Origin of the sequence: Paenibacillus aestuarii (genome assembly GCF_027789125.1) — a bacterium.
Lineage (GTDB): Bacteria > Bacillota > Bacilli > Paenibacillales > NBRC-103111 > Paenibacillus_E > Paenibacillus_E aestuarii.
In genome coordinates, this window is sequence record NZ_JAQFVF010000034.1 from 26,101 (window position 1) to 45,246 (window position 19,146).

Below are 19,146 nucleotides of genomic sequence, written 5' to 3' on the forward strand. Positions count from 1 at the left end.
TAAAGAATTCCGTTTTGAAAATATTATTCAAGACAGGTTTGAAAGAAAAAGATATCAGTTGCTTTAATTATCATTTAAGAGAAAATAAACATTTCGAAAATTAGCACCACATTAAACTGAATTGAATAAATTTGAACTTTATAGACTTGCTCAATGCGATTACATTTGGTCAAAGATCAGTTCATATAATAATTTGTTAATTACTTTTGTAATTCTTATCGGAGTTTAAGATGTTCACTGATAAAATGTATCATTCTAAAGTTTAAAATCAATAATCAGCCATAAAAATATTCATTTACATTAGGAGGCTACATCAATGTCAACATTTTTGGATGTAATGGGACCACGTGTTCAACTATTAACGAATTTAACGGAAAATAGAGATTATTCCCTTATGAAGGCCGAAGTTCCACCGGGTGTAACAGTGCCTGTCCATAGTCATGGAGATCGTGAAACTTTTGTTGTTCTCTCGGGGGAACTCGAAGCTTTCATTAAAGATAGTTGGGTTTCTGTTAAGGCTGGTGAGACTGTTGATATTCCAGGAGACGTAAAGCACGCGTGGAGAAATTCTACTAATGAGACAGTAACATTGTTAGTTGCCTCCACTGCCAGAATGGGAGATTTCTTTGTTGAAATAGGTCGTCCAGTTGATCAGATTCCTGCAGGCCCTCCTTCACCAGAAGTTTTACACCATTTTGTTCAAATGGCAATTGCTTACGGTTATTGGCTTGGAATGCCTGATGATAATGCAGCAATTGGTATATCACTAGGTTAATCTTTTCAACTTAAAGCTTTTACAATATGTATAAAAGTGCAATTCTGTTGATTTCCAAGGGAACTTCGATTAACAGCAAAGAATATCCAAAGCCTTTTTAGTGAGGCTTTGGATTTTTATATACACCCAATATTCATCCCTTAATAATGGAGGTATCTAAAGCATGATTAACCAACAAACAGATGCATTAATTATCGGTTTTGGCAAAGGCGGAAAAACTTTAGCTCCTTTTTTAGCAAATAAGGGATGGACCGTAACCGTTGTTGAACAATCTTCAACCATGTACGGTGGAACCTGTATCAATATTGGTTGTATCCCGACAAAAGCATTAGTGCACTCGGCAGAACAGGTTTCGGCTCAGGAAACTTCAGATTTTGCTTCTAAGGCAAGAGCTTTTAAGGAAGCCTGGAATTTCAAGGAGGAACTGGTATCCCTTCTTCGGAGCAAAAACCATGATAATCTTGCCAATCATCCGGGTATAAACCTAATTACTGGTCAGGCATCGTTTGTTTCACCTCATGAGGTCCTTGTTGAGAGGTTGGATAGAGAGTCACTCATTATAACGGCGAAACATATTTTTATCAACACTGGCGCAATTCCATTTATGCCAACCACAACAGGGGATAGCAACCATATATATAACAGCACGACGCTGCTTGAAATGAGCGAATTACCTCGTCGCATGGCTATCGTGGGAAGTGGATTTATCGGCTTAGAATTTGCCTCCATGTATGCTACCTTCGGTACTGAAGTTACCGTGGTCGAGAAAGGGGCAGATTTTCTAAAAAGAGAGGACAAGGATATCCGTAAAGAAATACAGAGTATTCTAGAAGCAAAAGGCATTCGTTTTCTATTCTCAAGCAAAGTGGAAAGTGTACAAGACAACATAAAAGGGACCACTATAACGATCCGGAATGAAAATGGTAGTACACAGGAACTTGATGTTGACGCGGTGCTTTTTGCAACAGGTAGAAAACCGAATACGGCTAACCTGGCACTGGAAAGAGCCGGGGTGCAAGTTAATGATAAAGGTTTCATTATCGTTGACGATACGTTGCGTACAAATGTACCTCATATTTGGGCCATCGGAGATGTAAATGGTGGACCTCAATTTACGTATATTTCTTTAGATGATTTTCGTATCATTCGTAGTCACTTGTTCGGAGACAAATCACGTTCCCGCAAAGATCGGAAAAACATTCCGACATCCGTTTTTATTACACCTTCATTAGCTAAAGTTGGCCTTACAGAAGAAGAAGCCGTCCAGGCCGGCTATCGTATTAAAGTTGCGAAGTTGCCCGGAATTGCATCCCCAAGAGCGCGAATATTAAAACAGACAAGTGGACTTTTCAAAGCTATCGTTGATGAAGAGACTGGTTATATTCTCGGCTGCACTTTATTCGGTGCTGAAGCCGCGGAAATCATTAATATTGTTGCCCTCGCAATGGATACGAATCAAACGTATTTGGATCTTAGGGACAGGATTTATACACATCCTAGTATGACAGAGATTCTAAACGATTTATTTTCTCAAATTTGAAAACCCACGTGTTGGAAAGCATACGACAAAGTGGCGGAAATAGCTATTTTGTTTGTATGCATTTAGAGAGGTTCAATCCCAATGTAGGGAGTAAATATTAATTGCGCATGAAGTAAAAGATACTTCTGACAACAAAATTACTTATACTAGGCAAGTGATCACTCTCTTGACACTCTAATGCCCAGCAAAAAGGGGCTTTTTTTGATTGACAAAGTACGAAACATGGTCCCAGACGTTCTGGACCCAATTGGAGGTATAAATGTACGAGTTATTTCATGAAGGAGAACTGATGGTTCAATTTAGGGCAGGAGAAAACGTTATAGCTGCTCAGAACGCGAATATGATTACCAGCCACTTTTCGAATGGGATGATTCATTTTCTCATCAGTCAGCAGTTTGCGATCCTGTCATCCAAGGATAGTAAGGGAGATGTATGGGTAACTTGGTTGACCGGACAACCAGGTTTTATTAAAGTACTTGATGAAAATAAAGCGATAATTAAGTCCAAATTAATTGCTGGCGACCCTCTAGCACTGCATTTTATAGAACAAAAACAAATCGGACTGCTCATAATTGATACAAATCGACGAATTAGACTAAGAATCAACGGAGTAGTTACTAAACATGAAAATCAATTCATCGTGACTGCGAAGCAGATTTACGGGAATTGTCCTAAATATATTCAGAAAAGATCATTTCAACCGAAGGAAAATAGGCTATTAAAGTCAAAACATCAAAGCGAAGAATTGAACCGCACACAGGAGGAATGGATTTCGAAAGCCGACACCTTCTATATCGGCAGTGTTAATAATAGAGGAGAAATGGATGCCTCGCATAGGGGAGGTAATCAAGGTTTTGTTCACGTTATCGACTCAAGAACACTATTATTTCCCGATTACTCGGGAAACTCGATGTTTAATACATTGGGGAATATACAGTTGAATCCTTCATCGGGTCTTTTGTTTATTGACTATGATCATGGCCACTCACTCCATATGACGGGTCTTTCTGAGATCATTTGGGATAAACCGGCAACTGCTGCTTTTCCTGGCGCGAGAAGGTTGGTAAGATTTGAAATTAAGAATGTTGTTCAATTGAATAATGCCACTGAAATGCAGTGGGAATTTACCGAGATGTCACCATTTAATCCTAAACCTGAGCAATGACGGTAGAGGGATGCGGCCGGCATCTTTACTTTTTTATTTTCATGTGAAAACCGATGTCCAATGACACAAATTTGCCTACATAAACCAGAGTGAAAAAGCTTGAGAAATCAAGCTTTTATTTTTTTATGTAGGTGAAATTGTGTCATAGAAAAATGCACAAATTTCCCTACATTGTAGTCCTGTGACACAAAACTACCTACATTCTAGGATCAAACCTCTTGGCAGGTTGAGTACTCGATTAAAGGTGTTCCAGTAAGCATGCGTTAAATATCCTATTCAGTTAACGGGCACGAAAGCGCGGTGCGCTCCGCTCAACTATCTGGGGTGTCTTCAAAAAGCTGAAGGTGAAAAAGATAATGAATAATAATCAGTTGCAGGAATTAATAAAAGAATTTCGGAGGATGCCGATTACTTCGTTGCAAGACGTGGGTAAGGCAATATTTCAAAATGCATTGACTTGCTTTATTCAAGAAACTGAGAACAAGATTCGCTCTGTTTCAACTGATGAGCTACAAATGAAATGGGTTGAAATCAAAAATCACATATTACCTTGGACGACGAGGCATATCTCGACGATTTCCCCGACGGTTACTTCTATTTCGCTGACCTATGGAGAAATGACGCTAATCATTTAACTATCGGGACACGATAGCTAAATCAAAGTTAAAGGCAATCGACCACAGCATGCCGGCTGCCTTTTCTTATGTCCAGCAAAGTTGATTAGTGCTAAAGATTAAAAAAAGATTACTCATATTCCGATGAAGTAAGTTAGAGTCATTTGGCATATAAGATTTCGTAACAGAGGAGATAATTCTATATGTTTAAGAAAATACTATCATGGTTCAGTTCATCAAACGAGAAGGAATCCCCCAAGAGTACTCCTAGGAAATCCTCGTCATCGAACGCACCTAAGAAACGATCAATTGACTCCTCTAGAATTGGAGAACTCGGTGAATATAAAATTAATATACAATTGGATCAACTTCCGAAGGACACAAAATACCTAAGTGATATTATAATAAAAAATCTAAAATCTCGTACGGGTTATTCTCAAATTGACCACATTGTCGTTTCACCACATGGATTATTCATCATTGAAACCAAGAACTACAACGGAGAAATTAAAGGAAGCCGGTCTGATAAGTATTGGAGGGTTAGTAATAGATTTAACATGTTCAATCCTCTAAAACAAAACTTTGGACATATAAAGGCACTTGAGCGTATACTATCTGATTTCCCTGACTTACTTTATATATCTATGATCTCTTTTACTATGCGATGTCGCTTAAGTATTGATTCAGAACTTAGGAAGATTGAATCCAATGAGCTAATTGTTTATGATACAGAGCTATCAGAGTTTATTAGTCGTAAGATAAATAGGATTAAAGCTACTTCATCTAAGGCATTGCTGACTGAGTCTGAAGTTCAAAATATATATGATATTATTCAAAGCTCCAATATTACCGATCCTACTATTAGATTGGAGCATGTAGCTAAGATAAAAAAGGACTAACCAATGGTTTATTGAGCAAACGAGATACGATAACGCGGCGATGGAACCGATCTGTCGCTTTTTTTGGCGTTGCTTGAAAAAACTTCGTTAACCTAACGGGAGTTTACTTCAGCCGAGACAATCGGATAACGGCTCGGAAAATCGCTATTTTCGTTTGTCTGAAATCTAACTGATCCGGGTGGCATTCGATGGAATATAAGGCTCCGCATCACCGTGAGACCATTTTCCTGTGTACGAATTTCCATCACTCGCAAAGACATATCGGAATCTTCCACTGTCGCTGGGTCTACTCCATCGACCTTCTAACGTATTTCCTGATAAAGTACCGGTAAGTGTATTCCCATAAGAATCAGTACCAGTAACATTATTACCTGATTGGCTGAAGGTCTGCAAAGTACCATCAAGAGTTTTCCATTTCCCGCTAACATTCAGATGAGAAACACCATGAACTGCATAATCGCCAGCCCAAATATAACCGTGCGGAAATTGCTGGTTTTTTGTATCCTCAGGCCAAAACTGTATCGATTTCATTCGATCTGCTCTCAAAAGCATCCGGGTCCAAACATGCAAAGCTAGACCAAAATTACCAGAATAATCGTTATTCCATAAATAACCGTGAAGTAACCCCTCACTCTCGTGTGCTGCATCTTGCAGCCAAAACCATATCGATTTCGTCGGATCGTCTTTCAAAAACATCTGGTTCCAGTTATACATTTTTAGACTAAGCTGTCGGGTATCATTATTCTTCTCAATCACAATTTCATTGTTGATCATTAAAACTTCCTCCTTGTTTTTGCTGCTTATAATGTATGAAGCATTAACCTAGTTGGTGTACCAAAAGAATCGCTTGTGCAGGAGGGGCTAGAGCAAGATGCAGCTCACCGGACATGCAAAAAATGCGAACTCTTCATAAGCAAATAGGCTATTATCTTATGTCAACAGCCTAAATTTCACATATGATATTCAAAACATGATTATCACATAGAGGAGGACTATGAATGGCATATCAAAAATTTCATGAAGTTGCTAGTCAACCAGTTCCATCGCCATTATTCATACCACCGGCACCGTTACCAAGTACTGCCGTTATGATTCCAGGGATCAAATACTGGATACCTAACCTTCCGATGGCAACATACGGAACGAACCCCCAAATATCAGTTTATGGTCAACCTTTCCCGCCACAGCTACAACAATTGCCGTCTTATCCCCCGTACTACCAAACCCCGCCGCAAATGGTTACAACGCCTTGGTGGCAAATGTTCCAACCCTAGTATCTGTAAAAATCAAAACCCAGGAATGAAGGTCTGCGCCAATTCCTGGGTTTTTTATGCTTTGATTTTAAATAAGCGATGACGCGTAATAACTTTTCAGCAAACGCTACATCAATCTCTTTGCCGGATTGTGCGTGAATGTGATTTTCCAGCGTATTCCATTTAAAATTTTAAAAGATCATTCAACTAACTGGGAACTATTAGTTGAACATTCAACAGGAACTAGGCTGCCGGCAATGGACGGCAGCCGCCTTTCGTTCACCTATCTGGCAGATTACTTCAATGATTTCCGATACAGTTTATGGTAGCTTAATGTTGTAATTAGTTTATATGAACGTGGGTGAGATATCAGATGGAGTGGAGTTCGCTATGCAGTATTGTTCGTTTCTGTCCAATGGAACAAGTATTTAAAGAATGGAAAGCCCCAGAATTAAAGATAAAAGACCGTCCCCTCTAACACGATAGTTCCATAAAACCGCTCTTTTCCGAGAGCGGTTTTTCTATGCTGAAATATCAACATTAAGATTTAACATAGCCTAAAATAAAGATAAATAAATGTGTTATTCATAGATTTCTCATCTTCAAATAATATCATATTAATTACTGAAAATATCGGCTCGACCAAGAATCATATTCTCAGTTTTAGTTTATCTCTTTTAATCGTAATTACATCTAATCCTACCAATCATTCTCAAGTGAATGATCAAGAAACGTGATCAAGTGATGGATTACAATGAACAATAGATAGAGGATCGCATAAGACATTTATTGAGGCGGCAAACCATTAATTTATTTGTTTGGGACATTTTTAGTTGTTAGCATTTATTTTCTTTTTCGATATATGAAAGATCATACTCGCAGGAAGAGAGAGCGTACCTCATTTCAGTCTTCTCCTTTCTGATCGCTTTGGTCTTTTTGGGTATTCAAGTTTTCTCTAACCAACAAAATTTTGCGCTACCAACAAGAATGCTGGGAATAATTCAAACGCTACATCTATGGAACTAACGAAACAAGCTTATGTCCAACAACTCAATAGCCTAGGAATCATTGATCTTCTAAACGTTATTCCGAATTATGGCATTTCCTTGCATGGTGTTTCTTCTAAAAAAAGTGATGATATAAAATTGGTAACAGAGATAAATCAAACATACCTTCCGAAATATAAAGCTGCTCTGGGGCATGCTCTCGACTTGAAAGCACCTGAAGATTTCATGAAGTTTCATCAATCCTCTTTACAAGATATCCTAGGCGAGTTTGCCGGTTGAATGGAAGAAATGAACAAACACGTTTCCGATCCTAATGAAGAAACCCATTTATCCAATGCAATTGCTCTTTATAAGTTATCTTCCGAATCTGCCTTGAGATTAACTAAATTATCCCCATTTCGTGAGCTGAGTAATAAGAGGATAATAGCGTCTCAGGGACCCCAATAGAGCTATGTTTCAGAAGTAAAATACCGCATCTACCGTAAATAGGGAAATAAAATTATTCCACTGAGAACAGTACTGAATTGCCCAATGAAGACTTGAAATAATTTATGGAGCATTTATGACACCATTAATTCATTGTATTCGACATCATATATAGAAGTAAGAAAGAACAGCGGAGGCGAGTAGGCTGAAGAATTTTTTAAAAGGACGACCTGATTTTCTACTTATGTTATTAACGATTATACTTGTTGGCTTTGGTATCTTAATGGTGTTTAGCTCAAGTGAAGCATCAGCCTCATGGAAATTCAATTCTTATATGTATTTTATGGAGAGACAAGTCATTTGGGGTCTTGTTGGTATGTTTACAATGCTAATCGTGATGAACATACCTTATCAAATATTTCAAAAGTGGTCTCGTCCCATTTTTGTTTTGATTCTTATTTTATTAGGGCTTGTTATTATGTTCGGTACAAAAATTAACGGACATCGAAGCTGGTTTGGTGTCGGTTCTTTTGGTATTCAACCTACTGAGTTTGCAAAAATAGGATTAATCATCTATCTTGCAGCTCTAATCAATAAAAAAGGGGAAAATATCAGGCAATTCAAAAAGGGTCTACTTCCTTTATTTATAATAGTTGGACTCGTTTTGGGACTAATCATGCTTCAACCGGATATAGGATCAGACCTCGTGATCCTGATCGCGGCGACCATTGTGATTGTTGTCGGGGGGGCAAACCTATTGCAACTTTTTGGAATTGGTCTTGTCTTGCTTCCAATTGCAATTGGAATTGTCCTTGCTAAGAGCTACAGGCTTCAAAGATTCACGGCTTACCTTCATCCATGGAATGATTCTCAGGACTCCTCTTACCAATTAGTTCAGTCTTTATTAGCGCTTGGGCATGGGGGATGGACGGGAGCAGGGTTGGGTAAAGGGGTAGAGAAGATGCTTTATTTGCCTGAAGCACATACGGATTTTATCTTTGCAACAATTGGAGAAGAGTTCGGCTTTATTGGATCTTTTATTTTTTTAATCATGTATATCTTGTTTATATGGAGATGTATTGTAGTAGCTTTGAGATGTCCTGATTTGTTCGGAACTTTAATTGGTATTGGAATCGTATCTCTTATTGGTGTTCAAGCACTTATTAATCTAGGCGGCGTTACGGGAAGTATCCCTATTACAGGTGTTCCTCTTCCGCTAATTAGCTATGGGGGATCGTCTTTATTAATTACCATGGCGAGCGTCGGCATCTTGCTAAACATCTCAAGAAAAGGAAGAGCCTCGCATGATCAAAGAGCTACTGCTTAAAGCTAAAAAAATTGATCTTATCATAATTGTGTCAAAAGAAAAAATAGTTTTAGACTGGAAAATAAACCGTTAGACTTAGGAAATAAAGATATAGACTGAGAAAATAAAGTATTAGACCGGCAGCGGCGTTACGGGCAGTTATTTTGCATTAGCGGTTTTCAAGTTACAGAACAAGGCGTAAGATAGGTGTAGTTAATGAGGAGAGTGAAGTGAAGTCATATATGTTACCCGCCCCCGCTAAGCGCGTCGCATCTATCGCCATTCCTGCGATTGGCGAAGCCTACTTGCAGTGCCTATTGGGCGTTGTGGACGCCTGGTTTATCGCCCGAATTAGGATCGTCGCCGTTAACGCGGTCGGCGTGACGAATATTTACAGTCTTACATATATCGGTGTCTTCACTGCGGTTTCCACTGCTTTATCCGTGTTTCTCTCGCGAGCCGTGGGAGGCAAGAATTTCGAACGAGGACGTTCTGTAGTTTGGCACGGCTATGTGGTCGCCTTGGCGCTGGGGTTCATCCTCTCGGCCGTTTCCATCTTTCTTACATCGCCTTTGCTCCACATCATGGGGGCGTACGGAGAGCTTGAAGAAGCCGCCTTGCCATATTTTCAAGTTGTGCTCGGCATCTCCCCGCTCATCGCATTGTTTACCGCTCAATCAGCTGCGTTTCGTGCCACAGGGGATACCAAAACACCTCTCAAAGTAGCTCTTGATGAACGTGCTTCACGTCGCACTGGATTATGTGCTGATCTTCGGTTTCGGGATGATCCCAGGGTTGGGATTGGCCGGAGCTGCTTGGGCTATGGTAATCGCACGGCTGTATGCGCTGCTTCGCTTATGGTGGAAGTCCAGAAGGGTGGATGCGATCCGTTTGCGCAAAGAAGACTGCATCTGGCGTCTACCAATGAAATAGACAATAATGTATTGAAATGTCAAATAAAGTTTTGAAATGACAAATAAAGTTTTGAAATGACAAATAAAGTTTTGAAATAGAGGTTTAGCTGGTGATAGTAGAGGGAAAGATATTATTAAACCATTAGAGCAAGCGATACTATCCTTCGTAAGTAGTATCGAGGACACCAAGGCCCCGACCAACAATTTGGTCGGGGCTTTTGTTTTTATCCTTAGGAGGAGAGTGAAAATATGACTAGTTATCTCTGTTTTCCTTATTGCGTTTGGTTGTCATTGGATTGACAAGAGCCACATCAATTCCTTGCTCCACCAAACGGTTGGCAATATTGAACCAGTAGTGACCGATGCTCTCCATTCCCACAACGACGTCACTCATGCTGTGCATCTTCTGTAACTTCCGAATGCTGTGTTCTAAATGCTCGAAACCGGCAAGGTCATTCGAGAATAGAATAGGGAGCTTGGAATCCTTCTCCAGGAAAAGAGGGAAAAATGGAACCGAAAGGGTGTACGCCAAGTGATTGAAAAATAAACCCAGCCATAAAACAAAAAGGTTACGTTTCCAGTGAACTTCCATGCGGTCACCGCCCTATTAGCTAGGAACGGGGTTATTGAGATAAGCAAAATAGGTGTCCGCCAATATTTTTACGCCGCGAACAATTTGTTCCTCGCTTACATAGCTGAAGCACAGTCTGGCATATTGGTAGCCTTCCGGCTTCACGAAGAAGCTTTTCCCATCTACGAAGCTAACGCCCCGATTCGCGGCATCCTGCAGAAATTCGCTCGTATTCACATGATCGTCAAATCGAAGCCAAATATAGAAGCCCCCCTCGGGCAAATGAAACGATACATGCTCCCCGAAGCTCTCCTTGATTGCCTCGGCCATGACATCTCGCTGCTTGCGGTAATGCCGGCTCAGACTGTCTACATGCCCCTGGAAAGCAAAGTTCTCAAGCAGCTGTGCCAAAATTTCCTGTGTAAACACGCCGATGCTGCCGCCCAGATTCAGCAGCCTTACTTTATCGATGACATGCTGGTCCGCGATCAACCAGCCCAGGCGCAGACCGGGGCCAATTATTTTAGAGAATGTGTTCAAATAGATGACTCTTTCCGGAATAAGCGTGTAGAGAGGGGGATATTTGTTCCCGGTAAAATTCAATTCGGAGTATGCGTCGTCCTCAAGAATATAAAAGTTATACGTTTCGGCCAGCTCCGCCAAACGCTTCCTTTTTTCGACGGATAACGTCACGCCGCCGGGATTATGGTAAGTCGGCATTGTATAGACCAATTTGGGTATAGGCTTATGATTCCGCTTCGCTTCGAGCAGAGCGTTCTCAATCAGATCGACGCGAACGCCATCCTCATCGATTGGAAAAGAGGTGATTACCGCTTCCGCAGTCCGAAACGCTTGAAGCGCACTGAAGAAGGAAGGGGACTCCACCCAGACATGATCTCCCGGATCGACCAAAATTCTTGTCGCTAAATCAATGCCCTGCGTTGAGCCGTAAGTGACCAGAATTTGATTCAGCTCCGCATTGATCCCGTGAACCAGGGAGCGATTCTGAATCCACTTCAGTATTTTTCCGGGGCCGCCGGAGCCTGAATATTGCAGCGCTTTTCTTCCATGAAGTGTGACGGCTTCCGCCGCCGAGACGGATAGCTGATCTATGGGGAATAGATGCGGCGCAGCGAAACCGAAGGATAAATGGATGTGATCCGGCTTCGTTACGGTTGTGCTGCCGATGGATGGCGTGGAAGGTACCCGTTTGGCAAAAGAGAATGACGCTAATCGTCGAGTCAACATCATCACCTGCTTTCGTAAGAGTTATATGGAATAAGATAATTTTCTTGACTGTACAAGCTCTGCATCCCGGGGATCTTTTTTCAGCACCCGATTAAGAATCAGGTTCTCAAAGTGGGCGAAGCCGGAATCCCGTTCTCTTGGTCGCGCCAAGGTAACCATGGCATCCATCGCGATTTTCCCTTGCTCGATGAGAAGCACCCGATCCGCCAAGGCGACGGCTTCGCTGACGTCATGCGTGACCAGAATGACCGTAAATCCATGCTTCAACCATAAATGCTCGATCAATTGCTGCATTTCGATTCTTGTCAAGGCATCCAATGCGCCGAGCGGTTCATCCAGCAGCAGGAGCCGCGGACGGCTCACTAATGCACGGGCCAAGGCGACGCGTTGCTTTTGCCCGCCGGAAAGCACACTTGGCCAATCGCCCCCGCGTTCAGAGAGTCCGACCAGGCCCAGCGCTTCCGTAGCGCTTGCTTTATCCTTGCCGGCATCGCCGATGCGGACATTATCGAGCACTCTTTTCCATGGCAGAAGACGCGCCTCTTGAAACAAGACACGCGTATCCTCATGCGTTATGCCGACAGCTTGATTGTCCAGATAGATGGTGCCGTTAGAAGGTTGGTCAAGGCCGGCGATCAATCGGAGCAGCGTGCTTTTGCCGCAGCCGCTCCGGCCTACGATAGCGATAAATTCTCCAGGTTCAATCGTCACATTCACGTCTGTTAATACCGGATGTTGATCGAATTGCTTCGAGACATTGAGGAGATGAATGCGGGAACCTATTTTTTTCTGAAGCATGCTGTCTTCCCCCTTTTTGTCAGGACTTTGCCGAATAAGTCGGATTCCACTGCAGCCACCATTTTTCAAGCAGCTTGGCCGCGCTATCCGACAGCTTTCCTAACAGCGCATATATCAAGATGCTCAATACGATAACGTCCATCTGGAAAAATTCTCTGGCATTCATCGCCATATACCCTAAACCCGACTTGGCTGCAACCGTTTCGGCGACGATCAGCGTGAGCCACATGATGCCGAGGGCATAACGGACACCAACAAGAATAGAAGGGAGCGCCCCGGGCAAAATGATGTGAAGGTATAGAGATACGCGATTCAACCCGTATACCTTCCCCATTTCAATTAATCCCGGATCAATCGAACGGATGCCGTGGAACGTATTTAAATAAACCGGAAAGAATACGCCGAGCGCTACGAGTACCAGCTTGGCGGGTTCCTCAATCCCGAACCAGATGATGACCAGCGGGATTAAGGAGAGATGAGGGATGGTACGGATCATCTGGATGGTCGAGTCGGATAATCTTTCGGCCGTACGCCAAAAGCCGTTAATTAAACCGAACAAAAATCCGATGCTCCCGCCGATCATAAAACCGCTTATAGCCCGCTTGGCGCTAATCCCGATATGGATGAACAGCTCACCGGATTTCAGCATGCTGACAAAGACGCTGAGCACCTTGAGCGGCTGCGGCAGCACATTCGCCGGGATGAGCCCGGTGCTGGTGAGCAAATGCCAGGTGAGCAGGATCAGAACGGGCAGTATCCAGGGGGCAACTTGATGAAACCGCTGCTTTGCCTTTATTGCCTTCAATTGCAACTACGCTCCTTTTAACTGTTCTATTTGGATTGCGCCGTTATTTTTTTCAGCTCTTCCTCAAAAGCCCTGCTCCAAGTGGCGCTGACGTCTACTTTGCTTTTTAAGAGTCCTACGCCGACTAACGTATCGGCGACATCCTGCTCGGAAGCAATCGCCTTCTCGAAGTTGGCGGAGAGCTTGGATGGGCGCTGTTCTTCGCCCTTTTTCAGGGTATCAAACGCTTGCTCAACAGGTTGCTTGGTATTCGCCGCCGTAATTTCGGCCCACTTTTGCTGATTGCTGCGGCTCCAGGCATAAAACTTGTTCAAACGGGCCAAAAAATCGACGATAGCGGCATGCTTGGCCGGGTCATTAATCGCTTCGGGGGTAGCCTCATATAAGAAATTTCCGGATAAAATATCCTTGGCGCTGGCTAATTCCGTCGCTCCGTTTTGATGAGAGGAAATAATTGCGTTGCCATAGCTGGCCAATGCGTCGACTTTGCCGCTGATCAGTGCGCTTAAACCGTCTGACGTCGATAAGGGAACGGCTTCGACATCCGTCCATGACAAACCCGAAGCTTGCAGCATTTTGACCAAGAAGTAGTGGGCTGTTGTAGCGTTTACGAAAGCGACCTTTTTTCCTTTCAAATCGGCAACGCTCTTGATCGGCGAGCCTTTGGGTATGACGAGCTCCTGATTCAGCGTCGTAGATTCAAAAGAAGCGATGACTTTGAAATTCCCCCCGTTGGCCGCTTGGGAAGCGAAGATTGGAGGGATTTCGCTCGTGGAGCCCAAATCCAGGTTACCGGCCGCCATCGCCTCGAGCTGCAGATTGCCGCCCTGGAAGACGCTGTACTGCACTTTGTAAGGCGTATCGCTGAGACCTGCCTCTTTAAAGCCTAGCTCCAAAGTTCCCCATCCTGTCTGTCCGACGCGCAAAGTGACTTTGCTGAGGTCGACGGAAGGGGAAGTAGCGCTGGCCCCTGACACCGGTGCCGCAGACGTCACCTGGGATTTCGCATCTCCTGAGGAGGCAGTTTTACTTCCGCACCCGGCGGCTAAAACAACGATGAATAAGGAAATAACAGTTTGCTTGGCAAATTTGGTGAATCTGAACATGATCGTAACGCACCCTTCTCCATGTAAGGTAAGTTTTATAATTTTGCGTAACCTTTCTGAATGATGCGCTGGCCCCATTGATCCGCTTGCCTAATTGCTTGGGCTAGCAGGGACTCATTGACATCGAATGACAAGCCTTTCGCCGCGCCTTCCCGCAGCCTAACCCCTTTGGCTATTTGAATCGCAATGACGGCAGGATCTTGGCTGATTCCCAGCTCTGCCAGCGTAATGGGGAGGCCCAGCTTATGGAGCCATAGCGCAAGCTCATTGATTTCTTGTTCCGCTCTCCGTTCAAGTACCGCCTGAGTGAGAAGTCCGAATGCCACCTTCTCTCCGTGCAGGGTGCCGCCGGTTTGCGGGATAAAGGTCAGGCTGTTGTGAATGGCATGAGCGATGGCGGCGCGGGCTGTCAAACCCTGAACGGTACCCGCCAATCCTGCAAGCGCGATGACGGCATCGATCGTCTCCGTAAGAGCGGGCGTCACTCGGCCGCTTCCGGCCGTATCATAAGCCTGCAAGGCATGGACGCGCAGCCTTTCGAGCGCAAGCTTTCCCGTTTGGGTCGCGATTCTGATATCCAATCCGTCGGGATCATCACTCAGGTTTACGACGGTTTCATACCATTTCACAATGGCATCGCCGATGCCTGAAGCTAAATAGCGTTTGGGTGCGGATGCCAGAACACGCGTATCAGCCAGCACCAATACCGGTGAGCGTTCATTTAAAATGTGCCCGGAGGAACGTCCCAGATCGTCGTAGAGGATGGAGACTGCCGCCCAAGAAGCGCAGGTCGCCGCTACTGTCGGTACGGCAACAACAGGAATGCGGAGCTTGCCGCCGACCGCCTTGGAAACATCAAGAACCTTGCCGCCGCCGACTCCGATAATAACGTCCGCCTGCTGCTCCGCAGCCGTAGCGGTATAAACTTCGATTTCTTCTTCGGTGACCTTTCCGCTGAACTCCGCAATTGTAAAGGTAATCCCGGCTTGGTCCAGGCTGTCAAGGAATGTGTGGCTTGCAGCTTTCAGCGCTTTTTGACCGGCGATAATTAGCGCCTTCTTGCCATAAGGGGCAATCAACGATCCGCTTTTTAACAAAATATCAGGTTCATTCCAATACTGCTCAGGCGCTTTAATGTTGATCATGTGTGCTTCCACTCCTCTAAATTTAAAATCAAATTATTCCTATGTGTTAAGTGTGAATATAGGAGTAACACTAACACAGGACACGTCAAAGCGTCTAATTGAAGTTTTCTATCCAAAGATATAGCACTTCTATCGTAGAGGTACGATTACGGGAGAATCTAAATTATAATTATATATAATTTAGTATTTATTAAATTGTGTTGCACATTAATTAGATGTTCGATAAGGATAATTGGATGGCTCGTAGCAAGGAAAAGACTACAAGAAAACAATGCCAATCTAACTAGCAGCTTAAGCAATACCTTACCCTTCGTAAGATATCTTGAAGCCAGGTAAGAAATTCTATGAATCTAGTATAAAGACATAGATTTAGGTTTATGCTATATTCTAGGAGGTGTATTATAATCATGACACTTTTAATGAAAAAAGCACTTAATCAATATAATTTCCTTATGTACATTAAAACCGGAGAACAAAAATACTTAAGAATGATTCAGACTGGACTGTCCCAGCTGTGAAGGCTCTTATAAACGATAATTCAGGCTTAAGACTATCGCGCATTCGCGGTATTTTTGTTTTTCGCTAAAATCCAAGGGACTTTATTTCAGTTTGATTTTCACATACGAAGAACAGGATCTAACCATGGAGTTAATAAAGAAAACGAGTCAGCCCGATAGTGAACGTTCAATTAGGATGGGAATCAAAGAGCTTGAAAATGGCGGTTATATTAATCGAAAAACACTTCAAAATGGAGAACTTGTTGGAGTTTTAATACAATGAAGTATAAAGAAATTAAAAATGCAGCGTCAGTTAATACCATAAAAGGAAAGAAGAAAAATCAAACGAATAAAACCATTAGTAAAAAGGCGCAATCAAAGAAGAGTACACGAACAAAGAAATCAACCCAAAAAAGGATTTAATCGTGCTTTAAGCAATTTCTTCAAAGAGTTTTTATAGTGGTAGACCGCTGTTAGTGATATAGGAAAATGTGCTAATCTGGGTAATGCAAGAAAGGGCAAGAAGTGGAGAACTGCTTCAGAGCAGGTTTGAATACGGAGCGAGTCCACGAAATAAGAAGGATTTATACTTACGACTCCTGGGATCATTTATAAAAGCTGCAGGGATATAAAAATAAAGTTTCTAAGGAGAACAAGTAGATGGGAGTTAGCGAATTCGATTCGAAAGACGATGTTGAGGTAGGAGATATCGTGTTTCTCAAAAGTGACCGCATGCGATATCATATTCGTGATATTCGTTTGGCACATTCCCCAAGTAATAAAGTAGAAATGGAATATCAGCTTCTTTGCGGTAATGGCGGAAAAATCATCGATTGGTTGAAACGCGACAGCTTTGATGTATTCGAAAGGGGTATCGAAGGGGATTATACACCTCGGTGAAGGCAGCCGTCTCCGAACTTTTGTGTCGTTTATGTAGGAACATTTGTAGTAGTAGTCTAGTTCATCTTTTCCTCTTATTTTATATCTCTTATTTTCGCGTATAATACCAATTTTAGTGACCTTTTTTTACCCGTGTTTGACGATACAATAGTGGTCTACATCCCCGCACTTTTGCTGCGAGGATGTTTATTGATAGTCTGGATTTTAACGAAGTCTATCAAGTCTTATCTTCTTTTCATCTCTGGTGAGAAAATCGTACCACATCTGTCGAAACCTCACTTGACGGCCATCTGCAGGCACATGCGCTTCCATACGTAACGCCTCAGGGATTGGTCTCGGATGCTGACTTTCGACAATCATACGGTCCTCTTCCAGTACCTTGGCGCTGTACCTGGAAAAAATTGAGTTGATGCCCGGGACAGATTTTGCAAAGTTTCGCCCGACTAAACCAAAAATCGCCGTCTTATTTTCATCCATGGGCGTGAAGGTAACATAGTTGTAAATTTTGTTGCGCGTCTGGTTGGGAAGTGTCAAAACCCATTGCTGCGGAAATTGATACTGAAGTAAACCGTTTCCATTTCTTACTTGGATATGGTCCTCGTCGGCTTCGAAGTCGATTTGAATCTCTTCCTTTGATTTTTTTCCAATAGTCGAACGATGTACGATCGGAACATGTGCAACATCGATTACACTTTCAATGACTCGTGTAAGATGTGCTTCCCATATGGCTGCATATGGGGCAGCTGTATACTGTGGATCCTCAAGTTCGGGAAAAATCTGAAGGCTAGGTATTATCGCCTCTTCATTGCTTTTATCATTTGCTTCTGGATACACCCACAGCAGTCCTGCACGTTCTGTGGCTGGGTAGGTAAATGTATGGGCAAACGCAGGAATGGGACGATTTGGGTGGGCCGGGATTTCGATACATCTTCCGTCGGTATCGAATCTCCATGCATGATACGGACAGACCAATTTTCCATCTCGACATGACCCGAGCGACAAGTCAGCACCGCGATGCGAACAATAGGCATGCATGGCACTAGCGTTACCAGCTTGATCACGGTACAGAACGAGATCCTTGCCAAGCAATTTACGTTTAATCGGTTTTTTGTCCAGATCCTTTGACCACGCTACTTGATTGTGTTGTCTCGATCTCTCTTCAATGATGCTGCGGTAACGCATAAGCTCTCGAAGTTCACGTTGGATTCGATTTGGAATGAAGCTGGCTTTTAGAAGTCCATGGCGGAGAAGTTTAGCGATCCATTCGGAATCTTTAACATCTGTTTTACGCCCAGGTAATGCTTTCATATGCTGGGCATTGACCACTAAAAATTCAATTCCTTCAGCTTCTAGCAAGTTGACGATTGGTTTCCAAAACACGCCCGTGCCATTTTCATCATCTGTGGTGCGGCGCTTGCACTGCTAACGGACAGGATTGGTCAATTGTTCCACGAATACCTCCGCTTTCCTAAACAAAAAACCGTCCTTTAGAGGAACGGATTATTTTGTGTTTTTTACCTTCCAGAAAGAAATCCCTGGCATATGTCCAATCAAGAAGTATGTACTGAGCGTATGATTATACCGTAATGAAAATTAACTTGAGGGGAATGATTAAAATATGGGTGCAAGTTGTGCAGGTTATAGTGGCTACTCCTCAGCTGCGGTGGTATTGGTCCTTTATGTTTTACTTGTAATCGTTCTTGCAGTTTTTGCTTGGTAATACAGTAATAAAAGAACAAGATGGCTCGAACATTCGAAACAGCCCATACCCATTTCTCTAGACAGAATAGACTAATAGCACCATAGCGCACACCATACCCAGAATACTCATTCGATATCACCTTGTAGTGTACCGAAAAAGAGGAATCCTTTAAGTTTTAAGGGGATTTCTTTTTTTGTGTTCATAGAATCAATTCGAGTTGTATGTACAATATACGATAATGTACCTTTGTTCAATTAACGCAGAACGTTAGTAGAACAAACACAGTGACAGTCTAAGATTAGACAAAAAACAAAACAAGGCCGCAAATGTCGAGTGACAAGAATATAGTCCGATTAATATTCGCCAAAATGGCGGCTTTTTTATTTTATCGGAACATATTCTTGTCATTTCTTAATGTCAAGAATATGTTTCTATTGCCGATCTAGGCCAAGAATATCGTCCGATTGCCGACAAG

Annotated in this window: 19 protein-coding genes and 1 pseudogene; 11 read left to right on the forward strand and 9 right to left on the reverse strand. The window is 42.8% G+C overall.

Annotation, left to right across the window (positions count from 1 at the left end; genetic code table 11):
* Window positions 1-316 precede the first annotated feature (316 nt).
* From O9139_RS16830 to O9139_RS16850, 5 genes are all read left to right on the forward strand, one after another.
* The gene (locus O9139_RS16830) at window positions 317-775 is read left to right on the forward strand and encodes a cupin domain-containing protein (protein ID WP_270880631.1); all 459 of its coding nucleotides are present in this window, start codon (window positions 317-319) and stop codon (window positions 773-775) included.
* A gap of 163 nt (window positions 776-938) precedes the next feature.
* Window positions 939-2,315: an FAD-dependent oxidoreductase gene (locus tag O9139_RS16835; protein WP_270880632.1), complete on the forward strand. Its 1,377-nt coding sequence runs from the start codon at window positions 939-941 to the stop codon at window positions 2,313-2,315.
* 259 nt (window positions 2,316-2,574) lie between these two features.
* Window positions 2,575-3,480: a pyridoxamine 5'-phosphate oxidase family protein gene (locus O9139_RS16840; protein WP_270880633.1), complete on the forward strand. Its 906-nt coding sequence runs from the start codon at window positions 2,575-2,577 to the stop codon at window positions 3,478-3,480.
* 356 nt (window positions 3,481-3,836) lie between these two features.
* On the forward strand, window positions 3,837-4,115 hold the full coding sequence (locus O9139_RS16845) for a hypothetical protein (protein WP_270880634.1): 279 nt from the start codon (window positions 3,837-3,839) through the stop codon (window positions 4,113-4,115).
* Window positions 4,116-4,297: 182 nt separating this feature from the next.
* A complete protein-coding gene (locus O9139_RS16850) occupies window positions 4,298-4,993 on the forward strand; it encodes a nuclease-related domain-containing protein (protein ID WP_270880635.1) in 696 nt (231 codons plus the stop codon).
* 165 nt (window positions 4,994-5,158) lie between these two features.
* Here O9139_RS16850 and O9139_RS16855 read toward each other — a convergent pair whose 3' ends face one another.
* On the reverse strand, window positions 5,159-5,767 hold the full coding sequence (locus O9139_RS16855; RefSeq protein ID WP_270880636.1) for a hypothetical protein: 609 nt from the start codon (window positions 5,765-5,767) through the stop codon (window positions 5,159-5,161).
* A 224-nt stretch (window positions 5,768-5,991) separates the two neighbouring features.
* On the opposite strand from O9139_RS16855, the gene O9139_RS16860 reads away from it, so the two are divergent.
* The 4 genes from O9139_RS16860 (at window position 5,992) to O9139_RS16875 (ending at window position 9,953) form a co-directional block, all read left to right on the forward strand.
* A complete protein-coding gene (locus O9139_RS16860) occupies window positions 5,992-6,267 on the forward strand; it encodes a hypothetical protein (RefSeq protein WP_270880637.1) in 276 nt (91 codons plus the stop codon).
* Between the two features lie 995 nt (window positions 6,268-7,262).
* Window positions 7,263-7,532, forward strand: coding sequence for a hypothetical protein (locus O9139_RS16865; protein ID WP_270880638.1), 270 nt, complete (start codon window positions 7,263-7,265; stop codon window positions 7,530-7,532).
* A gap of 391 nt (window positions 7,533-7,923) precedes the next feature.
* Window positions 7,924-9,006: a putative lipid II flippase FtsW gene (gene ftsW / locus O9139_RS16870; RefSeq protein ID WP_270880639.1), complete on the forward strand. Its 1,083-nt coding sequence runs from the start codon at window positions 7,924-7,926 to the stop codon at window positions 9,004-9,006.
* 209 nt (window positions 9,007-9,215) lie between these two features.
* Window positions 9,216-9,953: an MATE family efflux transporter gene (locus O9139_RS16875; protein ID WP_270880640.1), complete on the forward strand. Its 738-nt coding sequence runs from the start codon at window positions 9,216-9,218 to the stop codon at window positions 9,951-9,953.
* A 199-nt stretch (window positions 9,954-10,152) separates the two neighbouring features.
* On the opposite strand, the gene O9139_RS16880 is transcribed toward O9139_RS16875, so the two are convergent.
* From O9139_RS16880 to O9139_RS16905, 6 genes are read right to left on the reverse strand one after another with little or no spacing between them, the layout of a single operon-like run.
* Window positions 10,153-10,491 carry an IS110 family transposase gene (locus tag O9139_RS16880; RefSeq protein WP_270880641.1) on the reverse strand — a complete coding sequence of 113 codons (339 nt, stop codon included), beginning with the start codon at window positions 10,489-10,491 and terminating at the stop codon, window positions 10,153-10,155.
* A 15-nt stretch (window positions 10,492-10,506) separates the two neighbouring features.
* Window positions 10,507-11,715, reverse strand: coding sequence for an aminotransferase-like domain-containing protein (locus O9139_RS16885; protein WP_270880642.1), 1,209 nt, complete (start codon window positions 11,713-11,715; stop codon window positions 10,507-10,509).
* Between the two features lie 24 nt (window positions 11,716-11,739).
* Complete coding sequence (locus O9139_RS16890; RefSeq protein WP_270880643.1) at window positions 11,740-12,516, reverse strand: ATP-binding cassette domain-containing protein; 777 nt, start codon at window positions 12,514-12,516, stop codon at window positions 11,740-11,742.
* Window positions 12,517-12,535: 19 nt separating this feature from the next.
* Window positions 12,536-13,321, reverse strand: a complete 786-nt coding sequence (gene ssuC / locus O9139_RS16895; RefSeq protein ID WP_270880644.1) for an aliphatic sulfonate ABC transporter permease SsuC — start codon at window positions 13,319-13,321, stop codon at window positions 12,536-12,538.
* 26 nt (window positions 13,322-13,347) lie between these two features.
* Window positions 13,348-14,427 (reverse strand): ABC transporter substrate-binding protein, encoded by a 1,080-nt coding sequence (locus O9139_RS16900; RefSeq protein ID WP_270880645.1) that lies wholly within the window; start codon window positions 14,425-14,427, stop codon window positions 13,348-13,350.
* 35 nt (window positions 14,428-14,462) lie between these two features.
* Window positions 14,463-15,572, reverse strand: coding sequence for an iron-containing alcohol dehydrogenase family protein (locus O9139_RS16905; protein ID WP_270880646.1), 1,110 nt, complete (start codon window positions 15,570-15,572; stop codon window positions 14,463-14,465).
* A gap of 776 nt (window positions 15,573-16,348) precedes the next feature.
* On the opposite strand from O9139_RS16905, the gene O9139_RS16910 reads away from it, so the two are divergent.
* Together O9139_RS16910 and O9139_RS16915 are read left to right on the forward strand one after the other, a co-directional pair.
* Window positions 16,349-16,492, forward strand: a complete 144-nt coding sequence (locus O9139_RS16910) for a hypothetical protein (protein WP_270880647.1) — start codon at window positions 16,349-16,351, stop codon at window positions 16,490-16,492.
* A gap of 237 nt (window positions 16,493-16,729) precedes the next feature.
* Window positions 16,730-16,969, forward strand: coding sequence for a hypothetical protein (locus O9139_RS16915; RefSeq protein WP_270880648.1), 240 nt, complete (start codon window positions 16,730-16,732; stop codon window positions 16,967-16,969).
* 204 nt (window positions 16,970-17,173) lie between these two features.
* Here the strand turns inward: O9139_RS16915 and O9139_RS16920 are convergent, their stop codons facing one another.
* Together O9139_RS16920 and O9139_RS33355 are read right to left on the reverse strand one after the other, a co-directional pair.
* Window positions 17,174-18,133 carry a Rieske 2Fe-2S domain-containing protein gene (locus tag O9139_RS16920; RefSeq protein ID WP_377526696.1) on the reverse strand — a complete coding sequence of 320 codons (960 nt, stop codon included), beginning with the start codon at window positions 18,131-18,133 and terminating at the stop codon, window positions 17,174-17,176.
* A pseudogene (locus O9139_RS33355) lies at window positions 18,106-18,355 on the reverse strand (IS110 family transposase); the annotation flags it as partial. The gene O9139_RS16920 and the pseudogene O9139_RS33355, both read right to left, overlap by 28 nt.
* Between the last annotated feature and the right edge of the window lie 791 nt (window positions 18,356-19,146).